The sequence below is a fragment of the Vibrio sp. McD22-P3 genome (genome assembly GCF_021568915.1).
Classification (GTDB): domain Bacteria; phylum Pseudomonadota; class Gammaproteobacteria; order Enterobacterales; family Vibrionaceae; genus Vibrio; species Vibrio mediterranei.
Window position 1 is genome coordinate 48087 of sequence record NZ_JAKGTN010000002.1, and the last position, 14925, is coordinate 63011.

The following is a 14925-nucleotide window of genomic DNA, read 5'->3' on the forward strand; positions in this document are numbered from 1 at the left end:
GTTGGTCAAGCATACACGACAGCTAGGCCAAACGAAGAAGTGTACAACAGTATCTTAGGGGTAACTGCATTTAACGGGCTGAGTGTTACTTGGAACCATAGTCTTACTGATGAGCTACAATTGTCTCTCACACCATTTGTAGGTTTTAAAGACAATAATGAAGTGGAATTTAACCCGAGCTTAACGCTAGAGTTTGAGACGAAGAATATGTGGGGTGTCAATGCTCAGCTTATCGGCGATAACTTCCGAGTGAACTTTGCCTACCTCGATTCCAATTTTGACCAAACGATAAAGCAACCTCAGTTACCGCCTCCGTATAATGAGATCTTACTCGCCGACCAGAATATTAAGCTCTATTCATTAGGGGGAGAGTATGATTTTGGGCAATTGAAGCTAACGGCTGAAGGACAAAAGAATGATTTGGCCTCTTCTTGGTACGGCAGCGCGGCTTATCGTATTCAAAAATTCACGCCTTATGTCGTTTATGGCCAAACGTATAGTGAAGGTGGCGATAATCGATATGATGGAAAAACAGGGGATAGTTGGACCTTAGGGTTACGTTACGACGTGTTATACAACGTCTCATTGAATGCTGAGTGGCAAACTTTTAATAGCTTTGGTGGACAGACTGGACCATTTGTAAGTAACCCTGGTACAGATACCGATGCCAATATGTACACCGTCATGCTTAATTTTGTGTTCTAGTTCCTAGGTTCGCTGACCCCAATATCAAAAAAAGGGCTCACCATTGTGAGCCCTTTTTGTCGTTTCAAACTTAAGTAATCGTTACTTGTCGCTACTTTCTGCGATCTTCTCTAGTGCAAGCACTAAACCTACTGCCGCCAGCATCAGAACAATTGCGATAGCCAGTTGCGAAGGTTGGCCAGTTACAGACTCAAAGTTAAATGGTGATAGGTTCTCTTGAATAAGAGGCACTTGCTCACCCTTTGAGTTGATGCGCCATGAGATGGTTTCTTTCCATGGCCATAGTTTTGGTAATGTACCTAGCATTAGACCAGTCAGGAACACTAATGCGAAATCACGGTAGCGTTTTAGTAACCATGATAGGACATGAGAGAATGACAATAGACCAATCAAACAACCCATCGCAAACAACGCCATTACATCGATTTGTAGGCCCTTCACTGCGCCCAATACCGGCGTGTACATACCTAGTAGCAATAGAATAAAGCTGCCTGAGATACCTGGAAGAATCATGGCACAAATTGCGATACAGCCAGCGAAAAAGATGTTGATGCTGGTTGGATCCATTTGCAGTGGTTTCAATACCGTGATGCTGTAGGCAAATACGGCGCCAAGTAATAAGAACACGAAACGCGATAGTGTCTTTTGCTCGACTTGCTTAATCATGTGATACACGGAGACCATGATAAGGCCGAAGAAGAAGGACCACACTGGCACTGGGTGAGTTTCTAGTGCCCAAGAAATGAATTTCGCTAGTGATAAGATAGAGGTCAGGATGCCACCAAACAGCGCGATTAAGAAAAAGCCGTTGATGTGGTCGAATGCAGCCTTGAATCCGTCACGTTTCCAGATCCCAAAAATACTTGGGTTAATACGACGGATACTTTCTAAAAGCGTGTCGTAAATACCTGTAATAAAGGCGATCGTACCTCCCGATACCCCAGGTACAACGTCTGCTGCACCCATCGCCATTCCTTTTAAGAATGTAGTCAGATAGTTCTTCATGATTTCTTCTAGGTTTAAAAAGTTGATGCAGAGTATATATGCATGCTTGTTTTGATGCACTATTCAATTAGCGCCGTAAAGTTGCGACATCACGTATCAAGATATTGTGAATTCGTGATGTATATATGTCTGCAACTTAGGGAGAAAAGTTCCCTATTACTTCAATTAATTCAAAGCCTTTTTCTTGTCTAGATAAGTTGTGCATGCCTTAGAAATGTTGCAATTCTGCAAACAAATCGACACGTAACTTTCATCTTTCCCCGTCAAAGTACAGTTATCAGAGAAAACACATGTGACATGAACAGCAAGCGGATTGCTGTTTTTAAGTTGAGCACATGTCTAGATAACTCACTCGCTAGGGGATCACCATGCCAGTTTACTTAGACATTGCGTCGGTATTAGAACAAGAAGTTCGTGAACGTTATGTTCCGGGCGACTACCTGCCGCCAGAAGGACAACTTGCTCAGCGCTTTGATGTCAATCGCCACACGCTTCGTCGAGCTATTGATGAGCTCGTTAACACTGGCATGGTCCAACGTCATCAAGGTAAAGGCAATATGGTGATAAGGCAGCCTAGTGAGTATCACGTGCATTCGGGCGCGCACTTTACTAAGAATCTGATTGAACAAGGGGCAAGGCCACGCTGCGAAGTCATTCAACATCGAGTGTTTGTCGCTCCTATGGACATCGCCGCCAATCTTGGCGTCGTAGAGGGCAGTAAGATCATCCATATCCGCACACTGCGAAAAACCGAGGAGTGTCCTCGCACCATCATTGATCACTACCTAGCCAATATAGAGTGGTGGAGCATTTTGAAGAATTACCAAAGTGGTTCATTACACGAATTCATTAAACGTGGGCTTGATATAGAGCTGGAGCGCAAAGAGACCCGAGTAGGGGCCAAAACGCCAACAGGTGAAGAGTGCCGACTGCTGCAAATTACATCAAGCACACCAATTCTAAGAGTCAAAACCAAAAACGTTATCAAGGGGACCGACATGGTGGCCGAGTTTTCGACCTCCAATAGCCGTTCCGACGCAACTGAAATAGTAATGGAGCATTAAATGACTGCTGTGAGCGAAAGAGCAAGCTGGATGTCAACATTGGCACAAAGTCAGCAGAGCGTGTTAGAGCAACTGTGGCACTCAACCAAGATTGAAGCGAGTTATCAAATGGTACGTCAACCAGAGATAGGGTTGGCACAGGTACGTGCTCGAATGGGGGGGAGCGGTCGTGAGTTCAATATGGGCGATGCCACGATCACTCGAGCAGTCGTCAAATTGGACAGTGGGGAGATGGGCTACAGCTACTTGCGCGGTCGCAATAAAGAGCAAGCAGAGCTAGCTGCCGTTATTGATGGCCTACTGCAGACCCAATCGCACCATGAACAACTAATGCGCATGGTCATTGAACCCTTGGCAGCGATGAAGCAAGAACAGCAGCAACTCAGAGCAAAAGAAGTGGCGACCAGTAAGGTGGACTTTTTCACCATGGTACGCGGTGAAGATTGATTCAAGGAACATGAACAAGTTTGGTTTAACGAATTAACCAAGTAAGGCAACGACAATGACCACAATTACTACTGCATTCAAAGATGCAGTTCACGACAGCCAGCAGTGCTTCAGATTGCTGCTTAAGGCGATGTCTGAACCGGGTGAAATAGTCACTCTAGAGATGAGCGAAGGTTTTGGTGCGATGCATAAAGCAGCGACACAAGCCTTGTTGAGCTTAAGCGACAATGCGACGCCGATATGGCTGTCAGAGTCACACTTAAAAGACGCTGCTATTCGTGAAAATATCCGCTTTCACTGTGGCAGTCCCGTAACTGAGCGACAAAACAGTGCCAGTTTTGCTGTGATTGCTGAACAAGATTTGGCTGACTTCGATTGGAATAACGTCACATTTAGCCTTGGCTGTGAAGAGTACCCAGATCAGTCTACGACGGTCATTGTTGAGCTAGGCAGCTTAACCAATGGCTCTGACGCGAGTCCATCTAAAGGTGGCCTCACGCTAACGCTATCTGGACCGGGAATCGAATCACAATCGGTGTTGAATATTGGTGTGGCCTCTAAGGCATTTCAGCACTTCTTACAAGGACGCCAAGAGCATTTCGCTTTTCCGCTTGGTATTGATTTGATCTTGGTAAACGATGAGAGCATTGCCTGCTTACCACGTACCACACTTGTTGAGGTGAACTCATGTATGTAGCAGTAAAAGGTGGCGAAAAAGCCATTAACAACGCGCATCAGCTGCAGGCTAAAAAGCGTCGTGGTAATCCTGAATTGGCTGAATTGACGGTGGCACAAATCAGTGAGCAGCTCTCTGGCAGCGTTGATCGCGTGATGACGGAAGGTGGCATTTATGACCGCGAATTGGCCGCACTGGCTGTCAAGCAAGCGAACGGCGATCTAGTAGAAGCTATCTTTTTGTTGCGTGCTTATCGTACCACGTTGCCGCGCCTTTCGGTTTCACAGGCTGTGAACACCAGTGAAATGCGCATTGAGCGCCGCATCTCTGCTACCTACAAAGATCTGCCTGGTGGACAAGTATTGGGGCCGACATATGACTATACCCATCGTTTGCTGGACTTTAGTTTGATTGCTGAAGGTGAAGCACCGCGAGTCGACACCTCAGATGTTGAAGCGATGGAAGTGTGCCCTCAAGTGATGAGCATTCTTGAAAATCTCGACTTGATGACGACCGAAGAAGATAACCAACAAACCCCAGAAGATATCACTATGCATCCGGTGAACTATCCGTGTGACCGCAGTGCGCGATTACAGAACTTGGTTCGCGGTGATGAAGGATTCTTGCTGGCACTCGGCTATTCAACGCAGCGCGGCTATGGACGAAATCACCCATTTGCAGGCGAAATTCGTATCGGTTTCTGCGATTTAAGTTTGGTGCCAGAGGAGCTTGGCTTTGCTATTGATATCGGTGAAGTTGAGTTAACCGAGTGCCAAATGGTGAATGGTTTTGTTGGTAGCAAAACAGAAAAAGCCAAACTGACTCGCGGTTATGGTTTGACGTTTGGCTCCACCGAGCGCAAAGCGATGTCAATGGCGCTGGTGGATCGCTCACTGCAAGCGGCAGATTACGATGAAGCCATTGATGGGCCAGCTCAAGACGAAGAATTCGTGTTATCGCATTCAGATAACGTGGAAGCTGCAGGCTTCGTTTCTCACCTGAAACTGCCTCACTACGTGGATTTCCAAGCAGAGTTAGAACTGCTTCGTAAGATGCACAAAGAGCATGATGAATTCATTCAGTCTCAGGGTGAACAGAACCAACAGGAGAGCCAGTCATGAGCCAAGTACAAACTAACACTCATGCGCAAGGTGTGACTGGCTACAACTACGGTTACCTTGATGAACAAACCAAACGTATGATTCGTCGCGCTCTGCTCAAAGCGGTTGCGATTCCTGGTTATCAAGTGCCATTTGGTGGTCGTGAAATGCCGATGCCGTACGGTTGGGGAACCGGCGGTGTTCAGATTACCGCAGCGATCATTGGTCAAACTGACACGCTAAAAGTGATTGACCAAGGTGCCGACGATACGACGAATGCGGTTTCCATTCGAGAGTTTTTCAAGTCAGTAGCAAGCGCGAAAACCACCGAGAAAACGGTAGACGCCTCAATCATTCAAACGCGTCACCGCATTCCGGAAATCACTCTCGATAAAGACCAGATCTTAGTGTATCAAGTTCCGATTCCAGAGCCGTTGCGCTTTATTGAACCGCGAGAGACGGAAACGCGAAAAATGCACGCGCTGGAAGAGTACGGAATCATGCACGTCAAACTGTATGAAGACATCGCACGATTTGGTCATATTGCTACCTCTTACGCGTATCCGGTTTGCGTCAACGATCGCTATATCATGGACCCTTCTCCGATCCCTAAGTTTGACAACCCGAAAATGGACAAAATGGCGGCGCTTCAGCTGTTTGGTGCAGGACGTGAAAAACGAATCTATGCCATTCCGCCATTCACAAAAGTGAAGAGTTTAGATTTTGAAGATCATCCATTTGAAATCCAACAATGGGATGAGCCGTGTGCCATTTGTGGCGCAACGGACACCTTCCTAGATGAAGTGGTGATGGATGACAAAGGCAATCATATGTTTGTTTGTTCGGACACTGATTACTGCTCTCAGCAAGTCGAAAAACACACCATCCATACTAAGGAAACGGAGAGTCACGCATGAGCACGTTAGCGGTGAAACAGCCAACATTAGACACCAATACCTTTGATGTAAGTGAGCAGCCACTATTGTCGGTTCGTAATCTCACCAAACTTTACGCACCAGGAAAAGGCTTTACCAATGTCTCGTTTGATTTGTACCCCGGCGAAGTGCTAGGCATCGTGGGCGAGTCAGGTTCAGGTAAAAGTACCTTACTAAAATCACTGTCGGGTCGCCAAACGCCAGACAGCGGTGAGGTGCTTTACATCCGAGGTCGCGGAGAAGATCAGGTAACTCAACTCGAAGACCTCTATTTGATGGCAGAAAGTCAACGTCGTCAATTACTGCGCACTGAGTGGGGCGTTGTGCATCAGCATCCGATGGATGGATTGCGCGTCCGTGTTTCTGCGGGCGGTAATATTGGTGAGCGTTTAATGGCCGTAGGCGAGCGTCATTATGGTGATATTCGAACGGCATCAACCAAGTGGCTCACTGATGTAGAAATTCCTCAAGACCGAATTGATGACATGCCAACCACGTTTTCCGGCGGTATGCAGCAGCGCTTGCAGATTGCTCGCAACTTGGTGACTCATCCAAAACTGATTTTTATGGATGAGCCAACAGGTGGATTGGATGTCTCGGTGCAAGCAAAACTCCTCGATCTATTACGTCGCCTTGTCACAGAACTGGAACTGGCTGTCGTTATTGTCACTCATGACCTAGCGGTGGCGCGTTTACTGGCTCATCGACTGATGGTGATGCGTCGCAGTGAAGTGGTAGAAACTGGGCTGACGGACCAAGTACTTGATGATCCGCAGCACCCTTACACCCAATTACTGGTTTCGTCCGTGTTGCAGAACTGATGGCTGAATAAAGGAATTACTATCATGACAACTGAAACAAAAATCATCGTTTCCGATGTAAGCAAAACCTTTGTTCTACATAACCAAAATGGCATTACTTTGGATGTGCTGAGCAACGCTAGTTTTAGCGTCGCAAGTGGCGAGTGTGTGGTGCTTAATGGCCGCTCCGGTTCAGGGAAATCCACTTTGCTACGGGCACTTTACGCCAATTACCTTGTGGATACAGGCAACATCGAAGTCGAGCATCAAGGGCGCTGGGTCAATATTGCTAAGGCGCAGCCGCGTGAAATCATCAATGTTCGCAAACATACCATCGGTTGGGTTAGCCAATTTTTGCGTGTCATTCCTCGTATTAGCGCTTTGGAAGTCGTGATGCAGCCGATGTTAGAAATGGGTGGATGTCGTCATCAAGCCGAGCAAAAAGCGAAAACACTGCTGACTCGTCTTAATGTACCAGAGCACCTTTGGAATCTAGCGCCTGCCACATTTTCTGGTGGTGAGCAGCAACGGGTGAATATCGCCCGAGGCTTTATCGTCGACTATCCCATTCTGCTGTTGGATGAGCCTACGGCGTCGTTAGATGCCACCAACAGTGCAGTTGTGGTGAATCTGATTCAAGAAGCGAAAGATCGCGGCGCCGCCATTGTGGGAATTTTCCACGATGAAGCGACTCGAGATCAGGTGGCTGACCGTTTGTATGACGTGAAGAAACAAAACGAAGCCACCCGACAGGCCGAGCAGGGCAGTGCTCAGGCAACCTCCATCTCAGCATGCGCATAACGGGAGAAAGCAGCATGATTATCACCAATGTAAATTTGGTTCTTGAGAACGAAGTAGTAAAAGGCTCTTTAGAGCTCCGTGACGGCAAAATCGTTAGCATGTCAGATTCACAAAGTCAGGTGGCAGGTGCCTATGACGGAGAAGGTGACTTTCTCATGCCGGGCTTTATTGAACTGCATACCGACAACCTAGAGCAGTACTTTACTCCGAGACCAAAAGTGGATTGGCCGCCTTTCTCTGCGATGAGTGCGCATGATACTCAATTGATTGGCTCAGGCATTACCACGGTGCTAGATGCCGTGGCGCTGGGTGATTTTCGAGATGAGAAACGTCAAACTAACTTGGATCTGTTCATCAATACGGTCGTGGATAGCCAAAAACGCAACTTGACTCGTGCTGAGCACCTACTGCACCTTCGCTGCGAAGTACCACATGAAAGCACAGTCGGAATGTTTGGGAAATATGTCGACTTACCGGAAGTCCAGTTGGTGTCGTTGATGGACCATGCACCGGGTCAGCGCCAGTTTGTGGATGTAGAAAAGTATCGCACTTACTATCAAGGCAAGCACAACTTAACGGACAGTGAGATGGCGGCGTTTGAGAAGAAACAAGTAGAGCTCTCTGAGCGCTGGTCGACACAAAACCGCAATGAAATTTGTCGTCAGTGCCGAGAACACAACATTCCAATGGCGAGTCACGATGATGCGACAAAGGCGCATGTTCAAGAATCAAAAGACTTAGGAATGGTCATTGCAGAGTTCCCTACGACAGTGGAAGCGGCGAAACGCTCTCATGAGCTTGGACTGAAAGTGTTGATGGGCGCACCCAATGTGGTTCGCGGAGGGTCTCATTCAGGCAATGTCGCTGCGCACGAACTGGCCTCTCACGGTGTATTAGACATTTTATCGTCAGACTATTACCCAATGAGCCTGTTAGAAGGTATCTACAAGTTATCGTGGGATGAGCGCAACACGTTAACGCTGCCGCAAGCTGTTCAACTGGTCACCAAGAATCCAGCGCAAGCACTGAGCCTAAATGATCGCGGTGTTATTGCAGAAGGGAAGCGTGCCGACCTTGTATTAGCAAAACAAGTGGATGGGCATCCTTTGGTCGCTCGTGTTTGGCGACAAGGTAAAAAGGTGTTTTAGCCGATGACTAATAACACATTATTAGAAGCATCTTCGGATGCTTCTTTTTCATCTACGGCGGACTACGCCGACGCCTCAACCAAACGCAAAGGTAAGCTCTACTACGTGATAGGCCCTTCAGGTGCGGGCAAAGATACCCTGATTGACGCCATTCGCGCCGATCATCCTGACGATATTATTGTTGCTCATCGCTATATCACGCGTCCTTTTGGTGCTGGTGGTGAAAACCATGTTGCCGTTAGTGAGCAAGAGTATTTATCAAGACAGCAAAAAGGACTATTTGCTATGAGTTGGCAGGCCCATGGGCTGTGCTACGGTGTGGGGTTAGAGGTGAAAGCGTGGCTAGATAAAGGCTTTTCGGTTTTGCTGAATGGCTCGCGTGCGGAATTGGCTCAAGCGCAACAGTGCTTTGGGTCAGATCTGGTTCCTGTTGTAGTCAATGTAGATTTGGACGTATTGCGGACTCGATTGCAAAACCGAGGACGCGAATCTCGCGAAGAGATTGAACGTAGATTACAACGCGCCACCGAATTCACCTTATCGAAACAAGAGGGTTTTTACCCAATTGATAATAGCGGTGACGTGCAATCGAGCGCAAAGCAGTTCCGCCACATTCGTTTTCAACTTGAAGGGAAGTCGTGATGAAGCTTGTCATGTTGGGCACGGGGAACAGTGCTATGGTGCCTGTTTGGGGCTGTGACTGTGAAATATGTGCTGAAGCAAGGCTGGATAGAACTCTGCGACGTGAGAAAAGCTCGGCTTATGTTGAACACAATGGTCGTAAGCTGCTGTTAGATGCCAATGCTCCCGATCTTCTGGATCGTTTCCCACCTGGGTCGATCGATAAGATTCTGTTAACACATTTTCATATGGACCATGTGCACAGCTTGTTTGATCTTCGCTGGGGGAAGGGGGCGCTCATTCCCGTACATGCACCTGAGGACGAGCAAGGGTGTGATGATTTGTACAAACACCCCGGCGTGTTGGATTTCTCGCAGCGCTCACTGCCGTTTCAATCCTTTATATGGCAAGATATCACTGTAACGCCACTTCCCCTCAACCACTCTAGACCTTGTGTGGGCTATGCCTTTGAGCTGAATGGCCATTGCATTGCTTACTTGACCGATACCAATGGGCTGCCAGAAGCGACGACGCAGTGGCTTAAACAGCGCACAGTGGACTGGATTGTCACTGATTGCAGCTTTCCCCCTATCGAGTGCGAACAAACAAGACTTAGCAATAACCATAACGATATCTACCAAGTGCAGTACATCGCTGAGCAATGTCAACCTGAACGTATTGGCCTGATTCATTTAGGTCACAACGTTTTGCTTTGGGCCAAGCGACATCCACAGTGTTTTTCTGACAGCTTTCAGCTTCTTCATGACGGACAGGAGATCCCACTATGAACCAGCCGCTATCACCAACTCTCTCTGCTGAGCCGAGCGTATCGCCGTGCAGCCAATTACATCGTACCGAATTAGGTCGTTGGACTGAGATTGCGCAGCGATGCGTGTTAAATAACGTCACCGTTGGTGATTACAGTTATATCCAAAATGATTGCAATTTGATGTTTACCGAGGTGGGAAAGTTCACGTCTATCGCCGCCGCCGTTCGCATCAATCCAAGCAATCATCCATGGTGGAGGCCAACTCTGCACCACTTCACTTATCGCCCAGGTAAATACGGTTTGGGAGATAACCCATCGGTATTGGATGACGAAGTGTTCAGTTGGCGTGAAGAAGACAAGGTAGTGATAGGTCATGATGTTTGGATTGGCCACGGCGCGATCATTTTGCCCGGAGTGACCGTAGGCAACGGCTCGATTATTGGAGCGGGGAGCGTAGTCACAAAAGATGTCCCAGCTTACTCAATTGTGGTCGGTAATCCGGCGCGAGTCCTTCGTCCCCGTTTTGATGATGACAGCTTCGGCCCCCGCTTAGAGGCTCTGGCATGGTGGAACTGGAGTGACGAGCAAATCGCGATGGCGCTGCCGCTGTTTCAAAAGGATACTCGAGAATTTTTAGCTTACTTTGAAAATATGCAGTAACCCACTTTCTTCCTACCTGATTATCTATAGATGCTCGAATAAGCGCGACATCATTGGTGTCGCTGCACATTATTCGCCGCATCTACCTATCCATTCTACGGTTAAATCCGAGATATTACTTTAGGTAATATTTTAAGTTTAATGAGTCATTTCAGACGCCAGTTAACTCTGTTTTATTATTCATTCTGTCAGGTGAAGGTATGGCTTGCCTGAGTTTGCTTGGAATTAATTGCCTGAATTTAATAAGTAATTAAGTCCAATAATTTGTTTTTGCTAAGGAGGGCTTTTGAAATAAATCAGAGTAATTATGAATTTACAAACAGCAAAAAGTCCGCTGAGTTGGACGATTTTAACAGCATTGGTTTCTTTAACGTCAGTTTCAGTAACGGCAGACGAATATCAGGATATGTCTGACCCACTAGCTGTGTATTCGCAAGCGGGTATGGGCGTGACCAATAAAGGCATCAACTTTAAGTTTGGTCAGGCTTACGATACCAATAATGACTCAACCATGGCGATGCATGTACTAGAAGCGAAAGGGTTTGCTGCAGACAGCTTGGGGCTAAAGGGGGATGATAGTTTCGACTCACTACGCTATCGACATTTTAATGTCGACATCAATAGTGGGCTGGGCTCTCAAGTTGATCTTAGCTGGGACTTTGATAACAAATTAGGCTCAGCTTCCTATTCCTTGATTCAAGCGTTACCAAAAATGGGCGCCGTACAGTTTTATCCACTAGCGGGAATTGGCATTAATGTGGCGGATGTTCATTCGTCTTTGATTCAATCGAGCCCGGATTATGACGGTTCTATCGGTTACACCATCCCCTCGAGTTTTGCTCTAGTGGGTTTCTACTCAAAAATCGAAATTACCGATGATATCTGGCTGAACTACAACCCGATGTACACCACTCAACTTGGTGGAGTGGAGTCTTTCAGCAACTTTTATGGCTGGCAGCATGAAATTGCGGCGAGCTATCAGTTGAACAACCGAAGTAACCTGCGAGCATTCTGGAACTTTGGCGAAGTGCTACAAGGCACGGACTTTAGAGTGGAATACAACTACCAATTCTAACTCTGGCTTTCTTGCCACCCATCAAGACGACAATCCAATGAATTGCTAAGGCAATCACAAACGGTTTTATAGGTACGACGATGAAAAAAACAACACTCTCTTTATTAGTAGCATCCTTGTCTTTCGGCTCTGTAGTCAGCGCCGCAGATACCACTCCTACGGATGCAGAACTTACGGGTCAACGTGTCTACCATCATATGGAAAATATGGTCGCGTTTATGGAGCAAAATGGAGTGAATACTTTTGAGTTCCCAGGGTTGGCAGACCACACATGGGATGTCATTACCCCTGCACTGGACCATATTTATGGCAAAGCGATGCTGGATGTAACAGCAGGTCCTGTGGAGTTGACGGTTCCCCCTCGTGAATCAGAGCGTTACGCATCTCTGCACTTGGTGGATGCGGAGCACTTCTCGGTTTATCACGAAGTGACACCAGAAGTTGGCGGTACTTATCTAATCGTACGAGAAGGCGCTGACTATACGATTCCACAAGGCGATTATATCGATACAATTACGGTGAAAGACGACCTTATTTTCTCTTTCATTCGTGTCCAGACATTTGAGTATCGCGATAGTGGTGTTGCCGATGTTTGGCGTAAACAGATTGAGGTTAACAACCTTGCGCCGAAGTCTGAGATTGCGTTGCCAGATCGCAACAATATTCATGCTGTAATTGAGTTTGCTGATGAGATTTCAGATGGTTGGGCACAAACGCACAGTAATATGCAAACCATTATTTCCGATGACAGCTTTGATAAACAAAGACTTAATGAGGTTCGCAATTACGTACACGAACTAGGAACATCTGGCTTGGTGGTGAATAACTTATCCGGTTTTGAGCACCCAGGACATGCTGATGACCTTGCTGATGAGCGACGTCGTTCGCTGTTGACTCATTTAGGTCACTTAGGCTTCCCTGCTGAGCACGCTTATTATGAGCTAATTCCAATGACGCCTGAAGGTAAGCAGTTGAATGGTTCAGAAGATTTTGTATTGACCATGCCTCATGACCAAGCGGTGGGTAAGTTCTGGTCGGTGACGCGTTATTCTGATGAGACGCGCTTACCTCTGGACCCAGCGAAGATAGGCGGGTCCGACCGTCAAGTATGGGCTGGTGGCAATACTACGCCAGACGATGAAGGAAATGTCACCATTACTTTCTCAAGCGACAACCCAGAAAATGGGACTTATTGGATGCCAGTAGTTGATGGGGAGGATTATTACTTTGTGGTCCGCTATTACCTGCCTCAAGCGGGTCTTGCAGGTAATACTGCGCAAAGTATTATCTACAAGGGAACCGAGCTGGAAAGTTTGATGGTTCCTAAAGCGACGTTTAACTATGGTAATTAACTGAGCGTACAACCACGCTGATACTTTTTGCCCCACTGTAAATGAGCTAGTTACGGAAACTAGTTCGCAGTGGGGTTTGTGGTATTAATGCTCTTGCTCAGTCTTTTCCTGCTGTTCAAATACGGTGCGAACTTCGCTGTATAACCATTTCACCAATGGCGCATTGGAGAGTTTGCTTGGAATCAAGGCACCAATATCACTGCCTAGTTGGTGTTCTTTATGAGCTGAGAAGAACTGAGTCCCTTGCGGTAAATCAGCATCAAAAATGTCGACACAAGGCAAGATCGAATCGGTTTGAGCAACGACATGTAGGCAGATACTGAGTTGGTCCGCTCTAAGCCCGACTTGCGGCGTAATTCCAACTTCTCGCAGTTTGGTTTCAATTAAGTTTTCTTTCTTATTGAAGTCAGGAAGCTGAAGCAATGCGAGTGGATATTGTCCAATATCTTGTGTGGTTCTTTGTGTTTCAAGGACTGGATGCCCGTCTCGACAAATTAGCTTGAAATAGCAATGAGTCAGTTTTTTCTGTATCACCTGTTTGGAGACATCTAGAGGTAAGTAATTGATGCCAATATGAAGGCGTGCAAGCTTAAGATCGTGCTCGGTATCTTGCCCCCAGTTGATGATTTTGAGCGTAGCGTTAGGCAGCAAAGGACGAAGGTGGTGATACAGGCGCCTGGATACTGGTCTGTATAGAGTGGTATTGATGGCGATGCTAATGTCACCGGTATACAACGCTGGATTGAATTGTTGATTTCGAGAGAATAGATCTTCCAATAGCTCGAACAGAGCAGGTAGCTTTTCCAGCAGTTCCAAACAATAGGGTGTGGGTTCTAATCCATACTGCTTGCGGATAAACAGCTCATCGGCAAATTCTTCTCTGAGCTTTTTAAGCTGCTTGCTGACCGCAGGCTGTGATAAAAACATGCGGTCGGCAGCGCGTTTGGTGTTGCGTTCTTCACCAAGGACTTTCAGCAGCTTTAGTGTATTAAAGTCTAGCCTTCTTAATAGGTTATCATCCATCTGGGCTGGTATCCCGCGTCATGTGTATTCACTCAATACTACAATGTCATAAGTAACTCGACCAGCTTAACCTAGGCCATGTAAAGCTATAATCCTCTCGCAATCTCGTTTCCAGTGTTAGTTGTTTAGCTGTTTTAACTTCATACCTAAAAAGACAAAACTGACTCCTTCAATTAGCAAAGAAATGCCAATGAAAGTACCCAGCAATGAAGTGGAGAAAGCGGGGTCTTCAAGTAACGTGAAGAAGTAACCACCTATGATGACGGACAGAAGTCCACTAAAAATTATGAGGCCACTACTTGGAAGGGTGCGATTGGCGAGCCCAAAGAAGATTCGTGTCAGTCCGTTTAATATCATCACCAACACCATCAGCATAGTAATGGTGATCAGTCCTGCAAGTGGCTTAAATAAGATGAATAAACCGCCGATTATGTAGAGTACCGCGCTTAAGACATACCACAGCTTTTGTCCCCACGCATTTATCGAAAAGGTGTGATAAGCCTGCACAAGCCCACTAAACAAGAGTACGGCACCGATAATGGTTGAGATGGTGACACCAGCAAATACAGGTAACGCCATTGCCCCAATACCCGCGAGGGAAACGACGATGCCTACAGTAACAAAATACTTCCATCCTTTTGAAAGGAACTGAGCTTGTGGGGATTGGTTTGAATCTACCATTGAGCGCCTCTTAGATTAATGCCTTGGTTGCATATTCAGCTTAGTCTAAGAATCATCAATCGC

Annotated in this window: 17 protein-coding genes; 14 read left to right on the top strand and 3 right to left on the bottom strand. The window is 46.8% G+C overall.

Annotation, left to right across the window (positions count from 1 at the left end; translation table 11 throughout):
- The first annotated feature begins 39 nt into the window (after nucleotides 1-39).
- Nucleotides 40-705 carry a porin gene (locus L2W36_RS02315; RefSeq protein ID WP_329605658.1) on the top strand — a complete coding sequence of 222 codons (666 nt, stop codon included), beginning with the start codon at nucleotides 40-42 and terminating at the stop codon, nucleotides 703-705.
- A gap of 81 nt (nucleotides 706-786) precedes the next feature.
- On the opposite strand, the gene L2W36_RS02320 is transcribed toward L2W36_RS02315, so the two are convergent.
- Nucleotides 787-1710 carry a DUF368 domain-containing protein gene (locus L2W36_RS02320; protein ID WP_051868092.1) on the bottom strand — a complete coding sequence of 308 codons (924 nt, stop codon included), beginning with the start codon at nucleotides 1708-1710 and terminating at the stop codon, nucleotides 787-789.
- A gap of 368 nt (nucleotides 1711-2078) precedes the next feature.
- Between L2W36_RS02320 and phnF the strand changes: the two genes are divergently transcribed.
- The 13 genes from phnF to L2W36_RS02385 all read left to right on the top strand — a co-directional run bounded on the left by phnF (nucleotide 2079) and on the right by L2W36_RS02385 (nucleotide 13158).
- Nucleotides 2079-2774: a phosphonate metabolism transcriptional regulator PhnF gene (gene phnF / locus L2W36_RS02325; protein ID WP_038227594.1), complete on the top strand. Its 696-nt coding sequence runs from the start codon at nucleotides 2079-2081 to the stop codon at nucleotides 2772-2774.
- Nucleotides 2775-3221 carry a phosphonate C-P lyase system protein PhnG gene (gene phnG, locus L2W36_RS02330; RefSeq protein WP_236109220.1) on the top strand — a complete coding sequence of 149 codons (447 nt, stop codon included), beginning with the start codon at nucleotides 2775-2777 and terminating at the stop codon, nucleotides 3219-3221. It begins immediately after the preceding gene.
- Between the two features lie 55 nt (nucleotides 3222-3276).
- On the top strand, nucleotides 3277-3918 hold the full coding sequence (gene phnH / locus L2W36_RS02335; RefSeq protein ID WP_236109221.1) for a phosphonate C-P lyase system protein PhnH: 642 nt from the start codon (nucleotides 3277-3279) through the stop codon (nucleotides 3916-3918).
- Entirely contained in the window at nucleotides 3909-5018 is a 1110-nt protein-coding gene (locus tag L2W36_RS02340) for a carbon-phosphorus lyase complex subunit PhnI (RefSeq protein WP_236109222.1), read from the top strand. Before phnH ends, L2W36_RS02340 begins: the two co-directional genes overlap by 10 nt.
- Entirely contained in the window at nucleotides 5015-5914 is a 900-nt protein-coding gene (locus L2W36_RS02345) for an alpha-D-ribose 1-methylphosphonate 5-phosphate C-P-lyase PhnJ (protein ID WP_006069757.1), read from the top strand. The genes L2W36_RS02340 and L2W36_RS02345 overlap by 4 nt, the downstream gene beginning before the upstream one ends.
- The gene (phnK, locus tag L2W36_RS02350) at nucleotides 5911-6753 is read left to right on the top strand and encodes a phosphonate C-P lyase system protein PhnK (protein ID WP_236109223.1); all 843 of its coding nucleotides are present in this window, start codon (nucleotides 5911-5913) and stop codon (nucleotides 6751-6753) included. Before L2W36_RS02345 ends, phnK begins: the two co-directional genes overlap by 4 nt.
- Nucleotides 6754-6777: 24 nt before the next feature.
- Nucleotides 6778-7533, top strand: a complete 756-nt coding sequence (phnL, locus tag L2W36_RS02355; RefSeq protein ID WP_236109224.1) for a phosphonate C-P lyase system protein PhnL — start codon at nucleotides 6778-6780, stop codon at nucleotides 7531-7533.
- 14 nt (nucleotides 7534-7547) lie between these two features.
- On the top strand, nucleotides 7548-8681 hold the full coding sequence (phnM, locus tag L2W36_RS02360; protein WP_236109225.1) for an alpha-D-ribose 1-methylphosphonate 5-triphosphate diphosphatase: 1134 nt from the start codon (nucleotides 7548-7550) through the stop codon (nucleotides 8679-8681).
- A gap of 3 nt (nucleotides 8682-8684) precedes the next feature.
- On the top strand, nucleotides 8685-9323 hold the full coding sequence (phnN, locus tag L2W36_RS02365) for a ribose 1,5-bisphosphokinase (protein WP_081875825.1): 639 nt from the start codon (nucleotides 8685-8687) through the stop codon (nucleotides 9321-9323).
- Entirely contained in the window at nucleotides 9323-10090 is a 768-nt protein-coding gene (gene phnP / locus L2W36_RS02370; RefSeq protein WP_236109226.1) for a phosphonate metabolism protein PhnP, read from the top strand. Before phnN ends, phnP begins: the two co-directional genes overlap by 1 nt.
- A complete protein-coding gene (locus L2W36_RS02375; RefSeq protein ID WP_038227585.1) occupies nucleotides 10087-10731 on the top strand; it encodes a DapH/DapD/GlmU-related protein in 645 nt (214 codons plus the stop codon). The genes phnP and L2W36_RS02375 overlap by 4 nt, the downstream gene beginning before the upstream one ends.
- 307 nt (nucleotides 10732-11038) lie before the next feature.
- On the top strand, nucleotides 11039-11806 hold the full coding sequence (locus L2W36_RS02380; RefSeq protein WP_236109227.1) for a hypothetical protein: 768 nt from the start codon (nucleotides 11039-11041) through the stop codon (nucleotides 11804-11806).
- A gap of 80 nt (nucleotides 11807-11886) precedes the next feature.
- Nucleotides 11887-13158, top strand: a complete 1272-nt coding sequence (locus tag L2W36_RS02385) for a DUF1254 domain-containing protein (protein ID WP_236109228.1) — start codon at nucleotides 11887-11889, stop codon at nucleotides 13156-13158.
- Nucleotides 13159-13242: 84 nt separating this feature from the next.
- On the opposite strand, the gene L2W36_RS02390 is transcribed toward L2W36_RS02385, so the two are convergent.
- Together L2W36_RS02390 and L2W36_RS02395 are read right to left on the bottom strand one after the other, a co-directional pair.
- On the bottom strand, nucleotides 13243-14181 hold the full coding sequence (locus L2W36_RS02390) for a LysR family transcriptional regulator (RefSeq protein WP_088877835.1): 939 nt from the start codon (nucleotides 14179-14181) through the stop codon (nucleotides 13243-13245).
- Between the two features lie 117 nt (nucleotides 14182-14298).
- Nucleotides 14299-14862, bottom strand: a complete 564-nt coding sequence (locus L2W36_RS02395; protein ID WP_088877836.1) for an HdeD family acid-resistance protein — start codon at nucleotides 14860-14862, stop codon at nucleotides 14299-14301.
- Nucleotides 14863-14925 lie beyond the last annotated feature (63 nt).